Origin of the sequence: Castellaniella denitrificans (assembly GCF_027214045.1) — a bacterium.
Classification (GTDB): Bacteria; Pseudomonadota; Gammaproteobacteria; order Burkholderiales; family Burkholderiaceae_B; genus Castellaniella; species Castellaniella denitrificans_A.
Genome location: NZ_JAPWHE010000003.1, coordinates 154570 through 172298 on the forward strand (window position 1 = coordinate 154570; position 17729 = coordinate 172298).

The 17729-nt window shown below is 69.7% G+C and carries 19 protein-coding genes; 8 read left to right on the top strand and 11 right to left on the bottom strand.

Annotated features, from left to right (window positions below; all coding sequences use genetic code 11):
• Positions 1–184 precede the first annotated feature (184 nt).
• From O4H32_RS06545 to O4H32_RS06555, 3 genes are all read left to right on the top strand, one after another.
• Positions 185–610 carry a VOC family protein gene (locus tag O4H32_RS06545; protein WP_269357753.1) on the top strand — a complete coding sequence of 142 codons (426 nt, stop codon included), beginning with the start codon at positions 185–187 and terminating at the stop codon, positions 608–610.
• Positions 611–693: 83 nt separating this feature from the next.
• Positions 694–1818 (top strand): metallophosphoesterase family protein, encoded by a 1125-nt coding sequence (locus tag O4H32_RS06550; protein WP_269357754.1) that lies wholly within the window; start codon positions 694–696, stop codon positions 1816–1818.
• A complete protein-coding gene (locus O4H32_RS06555) occupies positions 1815–4517 on the top strand; it encodes an AAA family ATPase (protein ID WP_269357755.1) in 2703 nt (900 codons plus the stop codon). Before O4H32_RS06550 ends, O4H32_RS06555 begins: the two co-directional genes overlap by 4 nt.
• Before the next feature lie 16 nt (positions 4518–4533).
• On the opposite strand, the gene O4H32_RS06560 is transcribed toward O4H32_RS06555, so the two are convergent.
• Positions 4534–4884 (bottom strand): GFA family protein, encoded by a 351-nt coding sequence (locus O4H32_RS06560; protein WP_269357756.1) that lies wholly within the window; start codon positions 4882–4884, stop codon positions 4534–4536.
• A gap of 83 nt (positions 4885–4967) precedes the next feature.
• Positions 4968–5951 (bottom strand): LysR family transcriptional regulator, encoded by a 984-nt coding sequence (locus O4H32_RS06565; protein ID WP_269357757.1) that lies wholly within the window; start codon positions 5949–5951, stop codon positions 4968–4970.
• A gap of 115 nt (positions 5952–6066) precedes the next feature.
• On the opposite strand from O4H32_RS06565, the gene O4H32_RS06570 reads away from it, so the two are divergent.
• Complete coding sequence (locus tag O4H32_RS06570; RefSeq protein WP_269357758.1) at positions 6067–6681, top strand: FMN-dependent NADH-azoreductase; 615 nt, start codon at positions 6067–6069, stop codon at positions 6679–6681.
• An 18-nt stretch (positions 6682–6699) separates the two neighbouring features.
• On the opposite strand, the gene O4H32_RS06575 is transcribed toward O4H32_RS06570, so the two are convergent.
• From O4H32_RS06575 to O4H32_RS06595, 5 genes are all read right to left on the bottom strand, one after another.
• Entirely contained in the window at positions 6700–7497 is a 798-nt protein-coding gene (locus O4H32_RS06575) for an RES family NAD+ phosphorylase (RefSeq protein WP_269357760.1), read from the bottom strand.
• The gene (locus O4H32_RS06580) at positions 7494–7865 is read right to left on the bottom strand and encodes an MbcA/ParS/Xre antitoxin family protein (protein WP_269357762.1); all 372 of its coding nucleotides are present in this window, start codon (positions 7863–7865) and stop codon (positions 7494–7496) included. Before O4H32_RS06580 ends, O4H32_RS06575 begins: the two co-directional genes overlap by 4 nt.
• Positions 7866–7995: 130 nt before the next feature.
• The gene (locus O4H32_RS06585) at positions 7996–8478 is read right to left on the bottom strand and encodes a YajQ family cyclic di-GMP-binding protein (protein WP_269357764.1); all 483 of its coding nucleotides are present in this window, start codon (positions 8476–8478) and stop codon (positions 7996–7998) included.
• A 45-nt stretch (positions 8479–8523) separates the two neighbouring features.
• A complete protein-coding gene (locus tag O4H32_RS06590) occupies positions 8524–8844 on the bottom strand; it encodes a branched-chain amino acid transporter permease (RefSeq protein WP_269357765.1) in 321 nt (106 codons plus the stop codon).
• Positions 8837–9532 (bottom strand): AzlC family ABC transporter permease, encoded by a 696-nt coding sequence (locus O4H32_RS06595; protein ID WP_269357767.1) that lies wholly within the window; start codon positions 9530–9532, stop codon positions 8837–8839. The genes O4H32_RS06590 and O4H32_RS06595 overlap by 8 nt, the downstream gene beginning before the upstream one ends.
• 92 nt (positions 9533–9624) lie before the next feature.
• On the opposite strand from O4H32_RS06595, the gene O4H32_RS06600 reads away from it, so the two are divergent.
• The 3 genes from O4H32_RS06600 to O4H32_RS06610 all read left to right on the top strand — a co-directional run bounded on the left by O4H32_RS06600 (position 9625) and on the right by O4H32_RS06610 (position 13056).
• Entirely contained in the window at positions 9625–10545 is a 921-nt protein-coding gene (locus O4H32_RS06600; RefSeq protein ID WP_269357768.1) for a Rossmann-like and DUF2520 domain-containing protein, read from the top strand.
• Between the two features lie 114 nt (positions 10546–10659).
• The gene (locus O4H32_RS06605) at positions 10660–11829 is read left to right on the top strand and encodes a GGDEF domain-containing protein (RefSeq protein WP_269357770.1); all 1170 of its coding nucleotides are present in this window, start codon (positions 10660–10662) and stop codon (positions 11827–11829) included.
• A 3-nt stretch (positions 11830–11832) separates the two neighbouring features.
• A complete protein-coding gene (locus O4H32_RS06610; protein WP_269357772.1) occupies positions 11833–13056 on the top strand; it encodes a GGDEF domain-containing protein in 1224 nt (407 codons plus the stop codon).
• Here the strand turns inward: O4H32_RS06610 and O4H32_RS06615 are convergent.
• Together O4H32_RS06615 and O4H32_RS06620 are read right to left on the bottom strand one after the other, a co-directional pair.
• Positions 12997–13779, bottom strand: a complete 783-nt coding sequence (locus tag O4H32_RS06615; protein ID WP_269357774.1) for a uracil-DNA glycosylase — start codon at positions 13777–13779, stop codon at positions 12997–12999. The two genes, O4H32_RS06610 and O4H32_RS06615, sit on opposite strands and share 60 nt — an antisense overlap.
• A gap of 31 nt (positions 13780–13810) precedes the next feature.
• A complete protein-coding gene (locus O4H32_RS06620) occupies positions 13811–15214 on the bottom strand; it encodes an aminotransferase-like domain-containing protein (RefSeq protein WP_269357776.1) in 1404 nt (467 codons plus the stop codon).
• Positions 15215–15333: 119 nt separating this feature from the next.
• Here O4H32_RS06620 and O4H32_RS06625 point away from each other — a divergent pair, with 119 nt between their 5' ends.
• The gene (locus O4H32_RS06625; RefSeq protein ID WP_269357777.1) at positions 15334–16227 is read left to right on the top strand and encodes a DMT family transporter; all 894 of its coding nucleotides are present in this window, start codon (positions 15334–15336) and stop codon (positions 16225–16227) included.
• A 63-nt stretch (positions 16228–16290) separates the two neighbouring features.
• On the opposite strand, the gene O4H32_RS06630 is transcribed toward O4H32_RS06625, so the two are convergent.
• Both O4H32_RS06630 and O4H32_RS06635 read right to left on the bottom strand, forming a co-directional pair.
• A complete protein-coding gene (locus O4H32_RS06630) occupies positions 16291–17046 on the bottom strand; it encodes an amino acid ABC transporter ATP-binding protein (protein ID WP_269357778.1) in 756 nt (251 codons plus the stop codon).
• Positions 17043–17723: an amino acid ABC transporter permease gene (locus O4H32_RS06635; RefSeq protein WP_269357780.1), complete on the bottom strand. Its 681-nt coding sequence runs from the start codon at positions 17721–17723 to the stop codon at positions 17043–17045. Before O4H32_RS06635 ends, O4H32_RS06630 begins: the two co-directional genes overlap by 4 nt.
• Positions 17724–17729 lie beyond the last annotated feature (6 nt).

A 17729-nucleotide genomic window follows, 5' to 3' on the forward strand; every position in this document is an offset into this window, starting at 1 on the left:
CGGGGTGGAAGCGCGGTTCATGAGTCTGGGGAGATGGCATCAAGCCGGCATCATAAACCCGTCCACTTTCCGGGAGCCGGACCGATGGCCGGCGCGGGGCGGGGATGGCGCGGTTTCGCGGCCGCCCCTACAATCCTTTCAGATATACCATCTGGATATTCCCTGTCTCCCTTCTGGAGTTCCCATGAGCCTGTCCCCGTTCCACCTGGCCATTCCCGTGTACGACCTGCCCGCCGCCCGCCGATTCTACGGCGAGGTCTTCGGTCTGGAGGAAGGCCGCTCCAGCGCGCAGTGGGTGGATTTCAACTTCTATGGCCACCAGCTGGTGATCCATGAGCATCCCCGCACGCCGTCCCAGGAAAGCGCCCACACCAATCCGGTCGACGGCCACGATGTGCCGGTGCCGCACTTCGGCATCGTTCTGCAATGGGACCAGTGGGAAGCCCTGGCCGAGCGCCTGAAGTCCTTCGGCACGAAGTTCGTCATTGAGCCCTATGTCCGCTTCAAGGGACAGGTCGGCGAACAGGCCACCATGTTCCTGCTCGATCCCTGTGGCAACGCCCTGGAGTTCAAGGCGTTCAAGGACCTGGGCCAGCTGTTCGCCAAATAGACGGCGGACCGGACCGCCACGCGGTCCCGCGCGGGTCGTCCGCGCTTTGACTCCGGGCCGGGGTCGGTGTCAATATCCCGGCCATGCCCAGATTCCTGCACACCGCCGATTGGCAGATCGGCCGCCAGTACGGCCGTTTCGCTCCCGAGGACGCCACGGTCCTGGCCGAGGCCCGCTATGACGCGGTCGAACGCATCGCCGCGCTGGCCGCGCGCGACCGGGTCGACGCCGTGCTGGTGGCGGGCGACGTGTTCGATGCCCAGACGGTGTCCGACCGCACCATCCGGCGCCTGTTCAATGCGCTGCGCGGCTACGAAGGCCCCTGGATCCTGATTCCCGGCAATCACGACGCCGCCCTGGCCGAAAGCGTCTGGACCCGCGCGCAGCGCCTGGGCGCGGTGCCGCCCCACGCGCACCTGCTGCTGGAACCGGGCGTGCGCGCGTTCCCCGAACTCGGGTTCGCGGTGCTGGCCGCGCCCCTGACCCAGCGCCAGACGCACGGCGACTTGACCGCGTGGTTTGACGCGGCGGACACGGCCGAGGGCCTGGCGCGCATCGGCCTGGCCCACGGCAGCGTCCAGGGCCTCCTGGCCGAGGACATCGATTCCCCTAATCCGATCGCCGCCGACCGGGCGGCGCGCGCGCGACTGGATTATCTGGCGCTGGGCGACTGGCATGGCTTCAAGCAGGTGGACGCGCGCACCGTGTACAGCGGCACGCCGGAGCCGGAACGCTTCCGCGACAACGGCTCGGGCCGGATCGTGCGGGTGGACGTGCCGGGCCCCGGCCAGACGCCGGTGGTGGAGCCCATGGAGATCGGCCGCTACCGCTGGCTGGCCTGGGACGAAATCCTGTCGGTCGCGTCCGACCTGGACCTGCTCGTCGGACGCCTGGACAGCCTGCCGCCAGAGTCCGTGCTGGACCTGACGCTGAGCGGCGCCCTCGACCTGGCGGATGCGAGGCGCCTGGACCAGGCGCTGTCCGTGGCCCAGGGGCGCTGCCGCAGCCTGCAGGTCCATCGGGCGGGTCTGCGGCTGGAACCTACCGACGAGGACATGGCCGCCTTGCGGGCCGACGGCTACGTGGGCGAGGTGATCGCGCAACTGCGCCAGCGGCAGGATGCGGCCGCCGATGGCGCGGACACGGCGCGCGAGGCGCTGGCGGTCCTGGCCGGTCTGCTGAGCCAGGACGCGGGAGAGGCGTCATGAGACTCTTGCGCCTGCGGGTCGAACAACTGCGGCGTTTCCGCGAACCAGTGGAAATCCGCGACCTGGAACCCGGCATCAATTTGTTCGCCGGCCCCAATGAATCCGGCAAGAGCACGCTGGTGCGGGCGATCCGCGCGGCGTTCTTCGAGCGTTTCAAGTCCAATGGCGCTGCAGATCTGCAGCCCTGGGGCGATACGTCCGCCGCGCCCAGCGTGGAGCTGGAATTCGAATGGCAGGGCGTGCACTGGAAACTCAGCAAACGGTTTTTGAAGCAGAAACGCTGCGATCTGGAAATCGGCGCCCGGCGTTTCAACGGCGACGAGGCCGAGGAAAAACTGGCGGAATGGCTAGGCTATCAATTCCCCGGCAAGGGGCCGAGCAAGGCGCCGCACTGGGGCGTGCCGGGGCTGCTGTGGATCGAGCAGGGCGAGGGCCAGGAATTGCGCGGTCCGGTGGGCTACGCCGGCAATTATCTGAAATCCGCCTTGGGCGAGCACCTGAGCGACATCGCCAGCAGCGCGGGGGATGCGCTGATCGCCCGGGTCGAGACCGAACGCGCCAAGCTGCTGACGTCGACGGGGCGCCCCACCGGGGAATACGCCGAGGTCCTGCGGCAGCATGAGGACGCCGGGGCGCGCCTGACGGAACTCGATCGGGACATCGCCGCGTATCGCCAGCAGGTGGACCGGCTGGCCGAACTGCGCCGCTTGCAAGCCGAGGACGAGGGCAGGCCCTGGGAGGCCTACCGCCGGCAGGCCGTGGACGCCCAGGCGAGACTGACCGAGGTCCAGGGCTGGTGCCAGGCCCGGGCGCGCGAGGCGCAGGATCTCGAGCATTGTGTCGCCAGTTTGCAGCATGGCAGGGATCAGCAGGCGGCCTATGCACGCCAGCACCAGGACCTGGAACAGCGTGCCCGGGATCGGGATGCGACCGGGCTCCAGGTCACCGAATTGCAGGCCGACCGGCCGCGGATCGACGCGCAGGTCGAACAGGCGCAGGCGGCCTACCGGATGGCCGAGGCCCGTCTGACGATGGCGCGCCGGCAAGCCAAGCGCGCCGTGCTGGCGGCCGATCTGCACCGGTTGACGGCCGAACAGGCCCGGCTGGCGGCCGACCTGGAACAGGCGCAAACCTTGCAGGCGCGCGTGCAGGCCTTGCGCGCCCGTTTGCAGGGCATCCGGCTGGACGAGGCGGCCTTGAAGCAATTGCGGTCGCTGGACCGGGCGCTCGCCGAACTCGATGCGGTCCGGCAGTCCGCCGCCACACGGCTGGCCTACGATCTGCTGCCGCAGCAGCATGTCCAGGCGGGGGACGAGTCCCTGTCTGGCCGCGGCGAACGCCTGCTGCTGGAACCCGTCGCACTGGACGTGCCGGGCATCGGCCGCCTGCACATCCGGCCCGGAGGCGAGGATCTGGCCGATCTGGCGCGTCGCCGCCAGGAGACTCGTGCCCGGTTTGATGCATTGCTGGCCGGCCTGGGGGCGGCGGACTTGCGGCAGGCCGAAGATCGGGTCGAACAGGCCCGCACCCTGCGGCAAGAGATCGAGCTGCATGAAACCCGCCTGGGCGGACTGGCGCCGCAGGGCGTGGATGCCGTGTCGAACCGGCTGGCGCTGGTCGAGCAAGCACTGCGGACCCTGTCCGAATCGCTGGCGGCCCTGCCTCAGGATCCAGCCGAGACGGATTCCGGGGCGGGCACGGCTCAACTCAGCCCTGAGCGGGTCATCGCCGGGGCCGCCGCCGGACCGCTCGATGAGGCCCGGGCCGAACGCGAACTGGCCGCCGTGCGCGAAAGGCTGCAGGCTGCCGAACGTCAGGCAGCCCGGCATGCGCAGACGCTGGTCCTGGCGGAACAGGCCGGCCGCACGGCCGCGGCCGAATGGCAGCGGCTCCGGGACGCGGTCCAGGCGCCGGAGCGTCAGCGGCAGGAGCGGGAACTCATCGCCCGTCTGGCGGCGCTGCAGGCGCGGGAACTGGCTGTGCGGCAATTGCTGGACGCGCTGGACGCGCGGATCGCCGAGGCCCGTCCGGAGATTCTGGAGCAGGACGTGCAACGGTTCGATCGCACCGCCGTCCAGATGGAGCAGGCCGCCAAGGAACGCCGCGAGGAAGCCATCCGGGTGCAAAGCGGGCTGGAAGCGTTGGGTGCGCATGGCCTGGAGGAACAGCGCGCCGACCTGGCCCGCGAGGCGGAATTCATCGCCCGGCGCCGCGACGAACTGCGGCGCCGGGCCGAAGCCCTGGACTTGCTGCTGGAATTATTGAAAACCGGCCGCCAGGCGCTGACCCGCCGCATCCAGGCGCCCCTGCAGCGGCATCTGAACCATTATCTGCACCTGCTGTTTCCGCAGGCGCGGCTGGACGTGGACGAGGACCTGCTGCCGGAGCGGCTGGTCCGCACGGGGGCGGACGGCGCGGTGCACGAGGCGGTGGATGCCCTGAGTTTCGGCGCGCGCGAGCAGATGGGCCTGATCAGCCGCCTGGCCTACGCCGATCTGTTGCGCGAGGCGGGCCGGCCCACCCTCATCATCCTGGACGACGCCCTGGTGCATAGCGACCACGCGCGCCTGGACGGCATGAAGCGCATCCTGTTCGACGCGGCGCAGCGCCACCAGATCCTGCTGTTCACCTGCCACCCCGAGCGCTGGCGCGACCTGGGCGCGCGGGTCGTGGAGATGGGAATGCTGGGGGCGGCGTAGGCCGGTTCGCGCCGGGTCAGCGGCTGGCGCCGTCGTGGGGGATGCGCTTCAGGGTGTCCGGATCGATCTCGGGAACGCAGCGCAGGTTGATGCAGCGAGACAGGGTCCCGTCGGGCAGGGCGCCCAGCGCCATAGGTTGGGTGCCGCAGGTCCGGCAGAACTGGTGCTCGATCTTGTGCGTGTTGAAGCGGTAGGACTGCAATGCGTCCTCGCCCTGGTCCAGATGGAACTGGTCGACGGGAAAGAACGCCAGCAGCATGCCCTTGATGCGGCAATGCGAGCAGTTGCATTCGATGGCCTGGGTGGGGAGGGCGGCGTCGATGGTGAATCGGACGGCGCCGCAGTGGCAGCTTCCTTGGAAGGACATCGGCAGGCTCCTGGCGCGACCGGGGCCGGGATGGCATCCGGTCAATAAGGCAGGATAAACCACGGGGCGGGGTGAACGCCAGATCAGTCCGTCTCCGGGGGGTTGGCCGGAGACGGGGCTGGCGCCCCATTGGCGGGTCGCAGCGGCGACACCCCCACCAGATCGCCCTCGGGGTCCCGCGCCAGTTTTTCGCCCAGGAAATCCAGGAAGGAGCGCAGCGCCGGCGACATGCCGCGCCGCGACAGGTAGGCGGCGTGCACGATCCCGGACACCAGCGACCAGTCGGGCAGGATGCGCTCGAGCCGCCCCTGGGCGATGTCCTCGTGGCACATGTAGTCGGGCAGCATGCCGACGCCCACACCGCCCAGGATGGCGAAGCGCAGCGTCATCAGGTCGTCGGCGACGCACGCGGGGCGGCAGGCGGCCTCGTGCCGCGCGCCCTGCGGACCGAGCAGCCTCAGACGCACCTTGCCGCCCGTCGCCGACATGCCCACCGCGTCGAAGCGTTCCAGGTCGGCGGGTTGCTCCGGACGGCCGTGGCGCCGCAGCAGTGCCGGACTGGCGACCAGCAGGCCGTGGCTCAGGCCGAGCCGTTTGATGATTGCGCTGCCGCTGTCGTCCAGGGTCGGGCGGACCCGCAGGGCGACGTCCACGCCTTCCTCGGCCAGGTCGACCACGCGGTTGCTGACCTGCATTTCGAGGCGCACCTTGGGGTGGCGCGCCAGATAATCGGGAATCAGGGGGCCGATGGTGGCCTGGGCCAGGGTCACGGGGCAGGACACGCGCAGAGGACCGCGCGGCTCGGTCAGTATCCGGGCGAGTTCGGCCTGGGCCTGGTCGGCCTGGTCGCGCACGGCGACGCAATGCCGATGGTATTGCTCTCCGGCCGCCGTCAGGGACAGCTTGCGGGTGGTGCGGTTCAGGAGCCGCACACCCAGTTCGGCCTCCAGCCGGGCGATCCGCCGCGACAGCCGCGAGGTCGGCAGTTCCAGGATCCGGGCCGCACCCGAGAAGCTGCCATGGTCCACGACTTCGGCGAAATAGCGCATGTCGTTCAGGTCGTGCATGGTCAATTCATCTCAAAAATAGAAAAATCTATGCTTTTAAAGGCATCTTATCAATGATCTTTGTGTAATGGACAATGATTCCCTTCTCCAATCTGTCATCCGAACGGGACCCATCATGAAACTGCTGCACATCGATTCCAGCATCTCCGGCCAGAATTCCGTCACGCGCGGCCTGACGCGCAAGATCGTCGAACGGCAGAAGGCCGCGAACCCCGGCCTGGACGTGGAATACCTGGACCTGGCCCTGCAGGCGCCCGCCCCCCTGTCGCTGGACGCGCTGGGCTTCCGCCTGCCGCCGTCGGACGAGGCTCTGACCGACATCCAGCGCCGTGAAAACGAACTGTCCGAGGCGCTGGTCGCCCAGTTGATCGCCGCCGACGTCGTGGTGATCGGTTCGCCGCTGTACAACTTCACCGTCCCGGCCCAGTTGAAGGCCTGGCTGGACCGCGTGGCCCAGGCGGGCCGCACCTTCAAGTACACCGAGAAAGGCCCGGTCGGCCTGCTCGGCGGCAAGACCGTGATCCTGGCGCTCAGCCGCGGCGGCGTGTATTCGACCAGCGACGCCGGCAACGCCATGGAACACCAGGAAAGCTATCTGAAGACGATCTTCGGCTTCATGGGGGTGACCGACATCCGCGTGGTGCGTGCGGAAGGCATGGACATGGGCCCAGAAAGCCGCGAGCGCGGTCTGGCCCAGGCCCAGGAAGCCATTCTGGCCCTGGCTGCCTGATAGCCGCCCGGGCCCGCATCAAGCGGGCATGGGCAGCCGGCCATCCACCAGGAACGCGTCGAGCGGGTAAGTGTGGACGGCGCGGTCGCCGACCGGCTTGAACGCGACTTCGCGGGCGCTCAGCTGGCATAGCCAGGGGCGCATGTCCCGGGGGGTCTTCCCGGCCAGCGCCCGTGGCGTGAACAGGCCGACGCACAGTCCTTGCGCCGGGTCGCGCGCCGACGGGTATTCGAAGGCCTCGACGCCCGCCGCGCGCATGTCGGTCCCCAGCGCCTGGGTCGCCCGGTAGCGTACGGGATCGGTCAGTGCGGCCCGGTGGGCGTCGAAGGGCGGATCCTGCAGCCGCAGGCCGCGATCCGTGCGGTAGCCGGCGGAAAACAGGGTGTGCTGGCTCTGGATGGCGTCCCCCGCCGGGGGCGCATCCATGGACCACCAGAACACGAAGCGGTAATAGGCGGATTCGGCCAGTGTTGCGCCGAGGTCGCGGCCGCCATACAGCAGGCTGGGCTCGTGGGACCGCCCGAAGCGCGATCCCCAGGGCAGCGGCGGGTAGCGGAATGGCGTGCGCAGCAGGTAATGCAGACGCCCGCTGTCGGCGGGCCAGGGCGGCTTGACGCTGTCGAGCAGGGCCTCCAGGACGGCCTGTTCCTCCAGCGTGTCCACATAGCCCAGGGTGGCGACGTGTTCCTGGCTTTCGACCAGGCGGTGCAGCAGCCCCTGGAGGGGGACGATGCCGCGCCCACCCCCGCAATCACGCCACAGGCCGCCGTCGCCGGGCCCGGTCTCCGGGCCGAAGTCGCTCCTGTGCGCGGTCAAATCTTGCCCCGCATCGCGTCCACGAAGCGCAGGACCGTCATCAGGCCCTGGATCGTGGCGATCTGTTCGGCCGGCACGCCGCCCGTGACACGGTTCGGGGCGCGCATGAAATGCCGCATCCATTCGACGTCGCCGCCCGTGAGCGCGTACAGGGCGCGCGCCAGGCGCACCAGCATCAGGGCCAGTTCGCCCTGCTTGGAGGCGGGGTCCAGCGACTGCGCGGTCTTCATCCGGCTGATGGCGGTGCGGTGCATGCCCAGGACGTCCGCCAGCCCCGCCTGACGCAGGCCGAGCTGTTCGGCGGCCCGCAGGACGGCCTTGGCCAGTACGGCGTCCGGCGCGGGCGCGGTGTTCCGGAGGGCGGTCACGATGGCGTTCCGAGCATGTTCAACATGCACATATTATGGTCCATCGGTGCGGATCGCACAATACGTGGAAGGCCGGGAAAGCCCCATCGGTCGCCTGGGGCCGGCGATCCGGCCGGGGACGACGGGGGCGTCAGTCGCGGAAGTTCTGGAACTGCAGCGGCAGTTCCACGTCCGTCTTGCGCAGCAGGGCGATGACCTCTTGCAGATCATCGCGCTTCTTGCCGGACACGCGCAGTTTGTCGCCGTTGATCTGGGTCTCGACCTTGATCTTGGCCTGTTTCACGGCGGCGATGAGCTTTTTCGCCACGGCCTGTTCGATCCCTTGGCGGATGGTGATCTTCTGGCGGGCGCCGCCCAGGTTTTCCAGCGGTTCGGCCACGTCCATGCAGCGCACGTCGATGCCGCGAGCCGACAGGCGTCCGCGCAGGATGTCGATCATCTGCTTGAGCTGGAAGGCGCTGGGCGCGACCTGGGTGACGACGTAGCCTTCCAGTTCGAAGTTCGCGTCCGTGCCCTTGAAATCGAAACGGGTGGCGAGTTCGCGGTTGGCCTGGTCGACGGCGTTGGTCAGTTCGTGCTTGTCGACTTCGGAGACGACGTCAAAGCTGGGCATGGGGCGGGCTCCTGGAATAAGGGGGCGATCCCCCGATTGTAGGGCCTACAGCGCGCGCAGCCCCACGTAAAGCGCAGTTCCGGCGGCGATGCTCAGCAGGGTCTGGCGCGTGCGCCATTGCAGCAGGGCCACCACGACCACGGCGGCCATTTCCTGCCAGGGCAGGCCCCCGCGTGCGCGCGCCTGGCCGGCCGCACTGTCGATCAGCAGCAGGACCATGATCGACAAGGGCAAGGAGGCGCCGAGCTTGTGGACGAGGGGGTGGCGGCGCAGCCAGTGGCCGGCGATGAAGGGCAGGGCGCGCAGCAGAATCGTCACGAGGGCCATCAACGCGATGGCGGTCAGGATGTAGCCGGTGTCAGTCATGGGCGGCCCCCGTGGCCGGCGCGGGCCGGGCGGGCCGCGCCGCGGCGGCCAGCAGGCTGAGCGCGATGGCGATGGCCAGGGCCTGGGACGGCATCAGGAGGCAGCCGGCGGCGTAGGCGGCGGCTGCGATCCAGATCGGGACCGCGTCGCGTCGCGCGCGCCATTGCTCGACGGCCAGGACGGCGAACAGCGCCGCGAGCACGAAATCCAGCCCGGCCAGGCCGACCTGCGCCTGGGCGCCCAGCATGGCGCCCAGCGCGGTGCCGATCACCCACCAGCCCTGGTTCAGGGCGCTGATCAGGGTCATGCGTGGCGCCCGCTCCCTGGCGGGCAGCGCCGTCAGGACGGAATAGGTCTCGTCGGTCAGGGCGAATATGCAGTACCAGCGCCGCCAGCGGCTGGCCGGCAGGGTGTTCAGCAGCGACAGGCCGTAGAACACGTGGCGCAGGTTGAGCACCAGGGTCGCCAGGACGATGGCGCCGACCGGCAGGCCCGCGGCCAGCATCGGCACCATCATGAACTGGGCGGCGCCGGCGTAGATGAGCAGGCTGGCGGCCAGGGCCAGCCAGCCGGAGCCGCCGGCCTGCACGAACAGAAAGCCGAAGACCGCGCCGAGCGGCACGTAGCCCATGGCGACCGGCGCGGTCAGGCTGGAAATGGACAGAGGGTTCGAGGTGGGCCGGGGCATGGATGGAAAGCGGGTCGGAACGCCGGGTTTTGCGGCGCGCAAGCCTACAATTATAAAGATCGGGGCATGACGGATCGGCAGGAGGAGACGGGATGGGCGAATCGAACGGATCGAAGGCTGTGGCGTGTCCGCCGCCCGACTTGCGCGCACCGAGGATCGGCTTCATTGGCGCGGGACGGTTGGCGCGGGCACTGTCCCTGGCCCTGCGGGCGGCCGGCGTCCCGGTCGTCGGGGTCGCCAGCCGGTCCGAGGCCAGCGCCCGGGCCCTGGCGGGGTCGCTGCCGGACTGCCGGGTCGGCGATGTCGAGGCCGTGGCGCGGGACTGCGATCTGGTGTTCCTGACCCCGCCCGACGGCCTGATTGCGGAGATCGCGCGCGCCGTGCCCTGGCGTGAGGGACAGTCGGTGGCGCATTGCAGCGGCGCCACGCCGGTCGCCGCGCTGCGGCCCGCCGCCGATGCGGGGGCGCGGATCGGCGGCTTTCATCCCATGCAGGCTTTCGGCGCCGATCCCGAGGCGGCGCTCGCCAGCCTGCCGGGCTGCACCGTGGCCATCGAGGCGGGGCCGCCGCTGGATGCCGTGCTGCATGACCTGGCCCGCCGCCTGGGCTGCGTCGGCCTGACCCTGCCGCCGGAGGCGCGCGTGCGCTATCACGCGTCGGGCGGCTACGCGTCCCAGCATGTCCATGCCCTGCTGGCCGAGGCGGTGCGTCTGTGGCGGTCCTGGGGGGCGACCGAACAGCAGGCCCTGGATGCGCTGCTGCCGCTCCTGCGAGGCACGTTGGAGTCTCTCGCGCGCAGCGGCGTGGCGGCCGGCATGCCCGGCCCCGTGTCGCGCGGGGACGCGGGAACGGTGCGTCTGCACCGCCAGGCCTTGCAGGCGGTCGATCCGGACATGCGGGATCTGTACGATCGCCTGTGCCGCCGAGGCCTGGCCCTGGCCCGCCAGGCGGGGCGGCTGGACGCGGCCGGTGCCGAGGGCGTCGAACGGGTGCTGGACGCGTCTCCGGATTGACACGATCGTCATCTAAAATTTCAGGGTTATTCCGTCTATCATCATCGGCATTTCAGACATGAAATGCTTTGAAACATTCCGGTCTTTCCGGCTCGAAAACAAAACGATGGCCCGATGTTGAATCTGGATGCCCGCACCCTGCTGATCGTCGAAGCCTTCGTGCTGTTTCTCGTGGGCGGGCTGATGCTGCTGGCCGCCCTCCAGGGGCGGCGCGATCGCACCCTGCTGTGGATGTCGGGCGCCCTGCTGCTTGGCGGGGCGGGTTTCGTCGTCAGCACCGCGCGCGGGATCCCGGACTGGCGGGATCCGGTGATCGTGTTATCCAACATGCTGCTGATCACGGGGTATGCCTGCATCTTGACGAGCCTGCGGAGCTATGTCGGCCGTCCCATGCGCGTGTGGGCGTTGTTGGCGGGGGCGGCGGTCTGGTTCGCGCTGTGCCTGTGGCCCTGGTTCCTGGCCTCGGACGCCGCGCGGCTTCTGGTCTTTTCCCTGCTGTCGATCGCCTATCTCGCGGCGGCGGGCCGGACGCTGTGGCCCGAACGGCGCGAGGACGCGGGGTCGGTGTTTCCCCTGCTGATCGTGCTGGCCGCCCACGGCCTGTTCTATGTCTATCGTGTGGTGTCGGCCGTCCGGGTGCCGGGCATGTCCTGGCTGCTGTGGCCGGATTTCACCGTGACCCTGCTGGAAGGCATCCTGTTCGCCATCAGCCTGTCCTTCGCTGTCCTGATCCTGGTGCGCGCACGCGCGGAACGGCGGTATCGCCATGCGGCCCTGCACGATGCGCTGACCCGGCTGCCCAACCGTCGCGCCCTGTTCGATCTGGGTGCGGAGACCCTCGCGAAGGCGCAACGCGAAGGCCGCGACATGGCGCTGCTGATGTGCGATCTGGACTGGTTCAAGCGCATCAATGACGAACAGGGGCACGACGCGGGGGACCGGATCCTGACGGTGTTTGCGGACGTCCTGCGCGCCCGGGTGCGCGCGGCCGATCTGTGCGCGCGCATCGGTGGCGAGGAATTCGTGATCCTGGCGCCGGACATGGGCCCCCTGGGCGCGCTGGACCTGGCGGACCGGATCCGTCGCGCCCTGGCGGAACATGCCCCCCGGGCGGGCGGCCGCCTCAGCGTGAGCATCGGCATCGCCTGCGCCTCGACGGATGGCTATGAACTGGACAGTCTGATGGCTTGCGCCGATCGGGCTTTGTACGAAGCCAAGGCCTCTGGGCGGGACTGCGTCCGCCAGTCGGCGGACGTGTCCGCCTTATCTTCCATGGGAACCTGACCGATGGGCCATCTGGACGCACGCACCCTGCTGATCGCAGAAATACCGATCCTGCTGCTGGTGGGCGGCCTGATCCTGGCGGCGGCCCTGCTGGGACGCCGCGAACGGACGCTGGGGTGGACCGGCGCCGCGTTGTTGCTCATGGGGGTGGGTTTCCTGCTGGGTGTGGCCGATCCGGGCAGCGCCTGGCAGCAATCGGTGAGCCGTTTCGGCGCCCTGCTGATCCTGGCCCATGCCTGCGTGTGGACCGGCCTGCGGGCGTTTTCCGGGAAGCCTCCGCTGTGGCTGTGGATCGTGGCCGGCCCGCTGGCCTGGTTCGCGGTTTGTCAATGGCCCGGATTCGTGTTCTCGGGGGTCGCGCGCGGGATCGCGTATGGCCTGCCGACCCTGGCCTATACCGGGGCGGCCTTGTGGGAACTGGGATTCGATCCGCGCGGCAAGGGTGGGAATACGAAGCTGGCGATCCTGCCGTCCGGCATGCTGCTGCTGCATGGCCTGCTGACCGTCGTCCGGATGGTGGCGGTGTCCCTGTCGGAACCCGGGACGGGTCGGCTGCGCACGGACTTTCCGATGGCGGTGTTCGAGGGCATGCTGTTCTTCATCGGCGTGGCCTTCGCCGTCCTGATGATGGTGGGCGCGCGCTCGGAACGGCGGTACCGCCACGCGGCCCTGCACGATGCCCTGACCGACCTGGCCAATCGGCGCGCCCTGTACGAACAGGGGGGCGACATGCTGCGGGACGCCCGGGCCCAGGGGCGGACCGTCGCGCTGCTGATGTGCGACCTGGACCGTTTCAAGCGCATCAACGATGATTGCGGGCACGAGGCCGGCGACCGGGTGCTGGCCGCGTTCGCGGGGGTGCTTCGCCGCGTCGTGCGCAAGGGCGACCTGTGCGCGCGCATCGGCGGCGAGGAATTCGTGGTCCTGGCGCCGGACATGGATGCCGAGGGCGCCCTGGGCCTGGCGGAGCGGATCCGGGAGCAGTTGCGGCAATGCGACTGCCAGGTGTGCGAGCCTTTGAGCGTGAGCATCGGCGTCGTCTGCGCGCCTCGGGGGGACGATGACCTGGGCACGCTGCTGGCCCGGGCCGACCGGGCGATGTACCGGGCCAAGGATGCGGGCCGCGACCGCGCCTGCCTGTGGACCGAGGATCCGGAGGCCGGCGTGTCAGCCGCCGTAGCCGGGGGCGGCGGCGGGCGCGCGGGCCAGCATCCAGTCGATGCCTGATTCCCCGTGGGCCCGCAGCCAGTCGTTGGCCTGGCGGAAATGGCCGCAACCGATGAAGGGGCGCGGCGGCCGCAGGGCGGACAGGGGCGAGGGGTGGTTGGCGATCAGGACTTCGACCGGTCCGGCCGGCGGCTGTGTGTCCAGCAGCGCGCGGCGCGCCTGGGCGTGCGAGCCCCAGAGCAACAGGACTTTCGGGCGGGTCTCGCGCAGCACCCGCATGATCAGGGCGTCCGTGATGTGCTCCCAGCCTTTCCGGGCGTGCGATGCCGGCTGGTGGGCTTCGACGGTGAGCGAGGTGTTCAGCAGCAGCACGCCTTGACGCGCCCAGCGCACCAGGCTGTTGCGTGGCGGCTGATCGGGTTCGCCGTATTCCCGGGCCAGTTCCTTGAACATGTTGCGCAGACTGGGCGGCGTCGGGCAAAAATCGGGCACGGAGAATGCCAGGCCTTGTGCCTGGTTCGGGCCATGATAGGGATCCTGGCCGACGATCACGACTTGCACCGCCTCCGGCGGGATTTCGATCAGCGCCCGGAAGGGCCGCAGGGGAAAGACATGGACCCCGGCGGCCAGCCGTTCGGCCAGCATCGCGTCGAGCCGGCCCAGGACTTTCTTCAGATGAGGGGCCTCGAGCACGGATTTCCAGGCGTGCGGCAGCGCATCGACCTGGTCGTGCAAAGAGCCCTGGAATGCGTTCTGGACTTCGGTGTCGGGCGGAGGAGGCATGGTCTTTCTTCGGGATGGAGGTTCGGTGCGCTCAGCGCGGGCAGGTCCTGATCAGTGTAGCCAGACGGTCGGGCAGACGGGGGTCGTCCATCTGCGACACGTTGAAGCGCATCATGGCGCCTGCCGCCTGCGTCTGGCTGAAGACATTGCCGGGCGCCAGCATCAGGCCCTGCTGCAGGCCCGCCTGGGCCAGGCGGGCGCCGTCGATGCCTTCCGGCAGGCGGCACCACAGAAACATCCCGTCCTCGGGCTCGTGCCAGGGCCGCAGGCCCAGCGCATTCAACTGCCGGATCGCGCGGGTCATGGCCCTCGCCAGCCGCTGGCGCAGCCGCCGCGTGTGCTCCTGCCAGGCGCCGTCGCTCAGCAGCCGGGCGATGACGGCCTGGGTCAGGCCGGCGCCGGAAAACGTCGTCGCGGTGCGCAAGTCGGCCAGGGCGTCCAGCCAGTCTTCGCGCGCGATCAGGTAGCCGCAGCGCAGGCTGGCGGACAGGGTCTTGGAAAAACCGCCGACCTGGGCGACACGGCTGCGATCGTCGTCCGTCGACAGCCGGGCGGAGGGACGGGATTCGAAGTCGCCAAAAATGTCGTCCTCGATCAGGATCAGGTCGTGGACGTGGGCCAGCGCCCGGATGCGTCGGGCCTTGTCGGCCGACAGCCGGGCGCCCGTCGGATTGTGCGGCCCGGCATTGCTGAGATAAAGGCGGGGGCGTTGTTCCCGCAGGGCGGCCTCGAACCGGTCCATGTCCGGGCCGTCGGGGGTGTGGGGCACACCGACGATGCGGGCCCGGTGCGCGCGCAGCAACGCCAGGAAATTGAAGTAGCAGGGGTCGTCGACCAGGACGGCGTCGCCCGGTTCGATCAGGAAGCGGCACAGCAGGTCGACGGCCTGGGTCCCGGAGTCGGTCAGCAGGATCCGCCGGGGATCGACCGTGAGGCCGCGCGCGGCCAGGTGCCGGGCGATCTGGCTGCGCAGCGCCGGCAGGCCCAGGGCGGGCGCATAGTCTGTCAGCGGCGCGTCGGGGTCGCGCGCGACCTGGCGCAGGGCGCGGCGGATGGCGTCCCGGGGCATCCAGTCATCCGGCAGCCAGCCGCAGCCGGGTTTCAGGGCCTGGGCGCCGAGGTCCAGCGATTGGCGCGACACCCACAGGGGATCGATCTGGCGGTCCAGGCGCGGACCGATTTCGGCCAGCGCCAGCGGCGCCAGGGGACCGGCGACGTAGAAGCCGGCGCCGGCGCGCGCGCGGATGACGCCTTCGGCCGCCAGCCGGTCGTAGGCCTCGACGACGGTGGATTTCGACACGCCGTGCTGCAGCGCCATCCCCCGCAGGGAAGGCAGGCGCGCGCCGGGCGGCCATTCGCGGGCCGCGATGCGCTGGCGCACGAATCGCATGATGCCGGCGGTGCGGCCCGGATGAGGGTGGGGTGGCGTGTCCATCGGTTTGGAGTGACCAGTACAGTTCATCAATACTGTACTGCACTGTATCTGGATTGCTCTGAGCGGGCAAGGCATGCTGCAACCCATACCCTTCCCGCACAGCATGAAAGGAAACACGAATGAACGCCTCCACGCGCGGCTGGATCAATGGCATGATCGGCGTTGCGATCTTCAGCGGTTCGCTGCCGGCGACGAGGCTGGCCGTCCTGGGGCTCGACCCCCTGTTCGTCACGGCGGCGCGGGCGGCCCTGGCCGGCCTGCTGGCGCTGGCCGCGCTGGTCCTTACACGCAGTCCCCGGCCTGGCCGGGGCGATCTGCGCACCCTGCTGCTGGTGGCTTTCGGCGTGGTGGTCGGCTTCCCCCTGTTTTCCGCCCTGGCCCTGCGGACCATCACGTCGGCGCATTCCCTGGTCTTCATCGGCCTGCTGCCGCTGGCGACGGCGATCTTCGGCACGTGGCTGGGCGGTGAACGGCCTTCCCGCGCTTTCTGGGCGTTCGCCCTCCTGGGCGCGGCCTCGGTGGCCGGGTTCGCGCTCAGCCGGGATGGTTCGGGCTCGCTGGGCGCCGACGCCCTGATGATGGCGGCCATCGTCACCTGCGGCTACGGCTACGCCGAAGGCGGGCGCCTCTCGCGCCGGCTGGGCGGCTGGCAGGTCATCTGCTGGGTGCTGGCGCTGTCGCTGCCGGTCAGCCTGCCCCTGGCGGTGATCCTGCGTCCGTCCGTGTGGGCCGGCGTCGCCGCGTCCGCCTGGGGCGGTCTGGCCTACGTGGCGGTCTTCAGCATGCTGGTCGGTTTCATCTTCTGGTACCGGGGCCTGGCCCAGGGCGGCATCGCCGCCGTCGGTCAATTGCAACTGCTGCAGCCCTTTCTGGGGCTGATGCTGGCGGCGTGGCTGTTGGACGAACCCGTCACGCCCGTCATGCTGGTGGTCACGGCTTTCGTCGTCGCCTGCGTGGCAGGGGCGAAATACACGGCGGGCATGCCGGCGACGGCCCCGGGGGCCGCGCGCTGACCGCCCATTCCAGGGCGCGCGGCGCGGAAGGCCGATCCGGGCGATCGCTTTCTGGCGGCCTGCTCAGACGGCCGCGTCGGCCCGCAGCGTGGCGACGAAGCGCTGCGTGAGCGGGTCTTGCGGATGCCGGAACAGGTCGGCGGACGCACCGGCCTCGATGACCGCGCCATCCTGCAGGAAGACCGTCTGGCGGGCGATCTGCGCCGCCAGCCGCAGGTCATGGGTGGCCATCAGCATGGTCATGCCCTCGGCGGCCAGTTTCCCCAGGACGGCGACCACTTCCGCCGCCAGGCCCGGATCCAGGGCGGATGTGGGCTCGTCGCACAGCAGCACGCGCGGCTCGGGCGCGAGCGCGCGGGCGATGGCCACGCGCTGTTGCTGGCCGCCCGACAGGCTGGACGGCCAGGCATCGGCTTTTTCCAGCAACCCGACTTTGTCCAGCAGCCCCAGGGCGCGTTCCCGGGCGCGCTCGCGGCTCCAGCCCTTCACTGTCACCAGGCCTTCCATCACGTTTTGCACGGCGGTCCGGTGCGGGAACAGCTGGAAGTTCTGGAACACCATGCCGGTCTGCTGGCGGATGCGCTGCACCGCCGGGCGGGGCGGGTGGTGGCCGGGCCGGAATGCCAGGGTTTCCTCGCCCAGCGTCAGCCGACCCGCATCGGGGACGTCCAGCAGGTTCACGCAACGCAGCAGGGTGCTCTTGCCGCTGCCTGACGGGCCGATCAGCGCGGTCACCTGGCCTTCGGGGACGTCGACGTCGACGCCGTGCAGCACTTCGTGGCCGGCGAAGGACTTGCGGATGCCTCGCAGTTCGATCATCGCTGCCCCTCGGTGAAGACGGCGTGCTGGCCGAAATGGCGTTCCAGGCGCGACTGGGCCGCCGACAGGAAGGAACAGAGCACCAGGTAGATCAGGGCGGCCTCCACGTACAGGATCAACGGTTCGTAGGTCACGGAAGCGATGCGCTGGGCCGCCTGGAAGATTTCCGGCACAGTGATCACGGCGGCCAGCGAGGTGTCCTTCACCAGGGAGATGAAGGAATTGGCCAACGGCGGCACGGCCACGCGCGCCGCCTGGGGCAGCACCGTGCGCCGCAGCGCCTGGGCGCGCGTCATGCTCAGCGAATAGGCGGCATCCCACTGGCCCTTGGGGATGGCTTCGATGGCGCTGCGGATGACCTCGGCGTTGTAGGCGCCCACGTTCAGCGAAAAGCCGATGAGTGCGGCTGGCAGCGGATCCAGCACGAAGCCGACGCTGGGCAGGCCGTAGAAAATCACGAACAATTGCACCAGCAGCGGCGTGCCCCGGATCAGCCAGACGTAGAACCGGACCAGCGCCACCAGGGGCGGCGGGCCGAACAGCCGGGCGATCGCGGTCAGGAACGCCAGCAGCAGCCCGACCGCGAAGGACAGGAGCGCCAACGGCACGGTGAATTCGATCCCCCCGACCAGCAGCGGCCAGAGGGAGTCCAGCATCAGGCGTAGCCAGTCCGGCATCGGAAC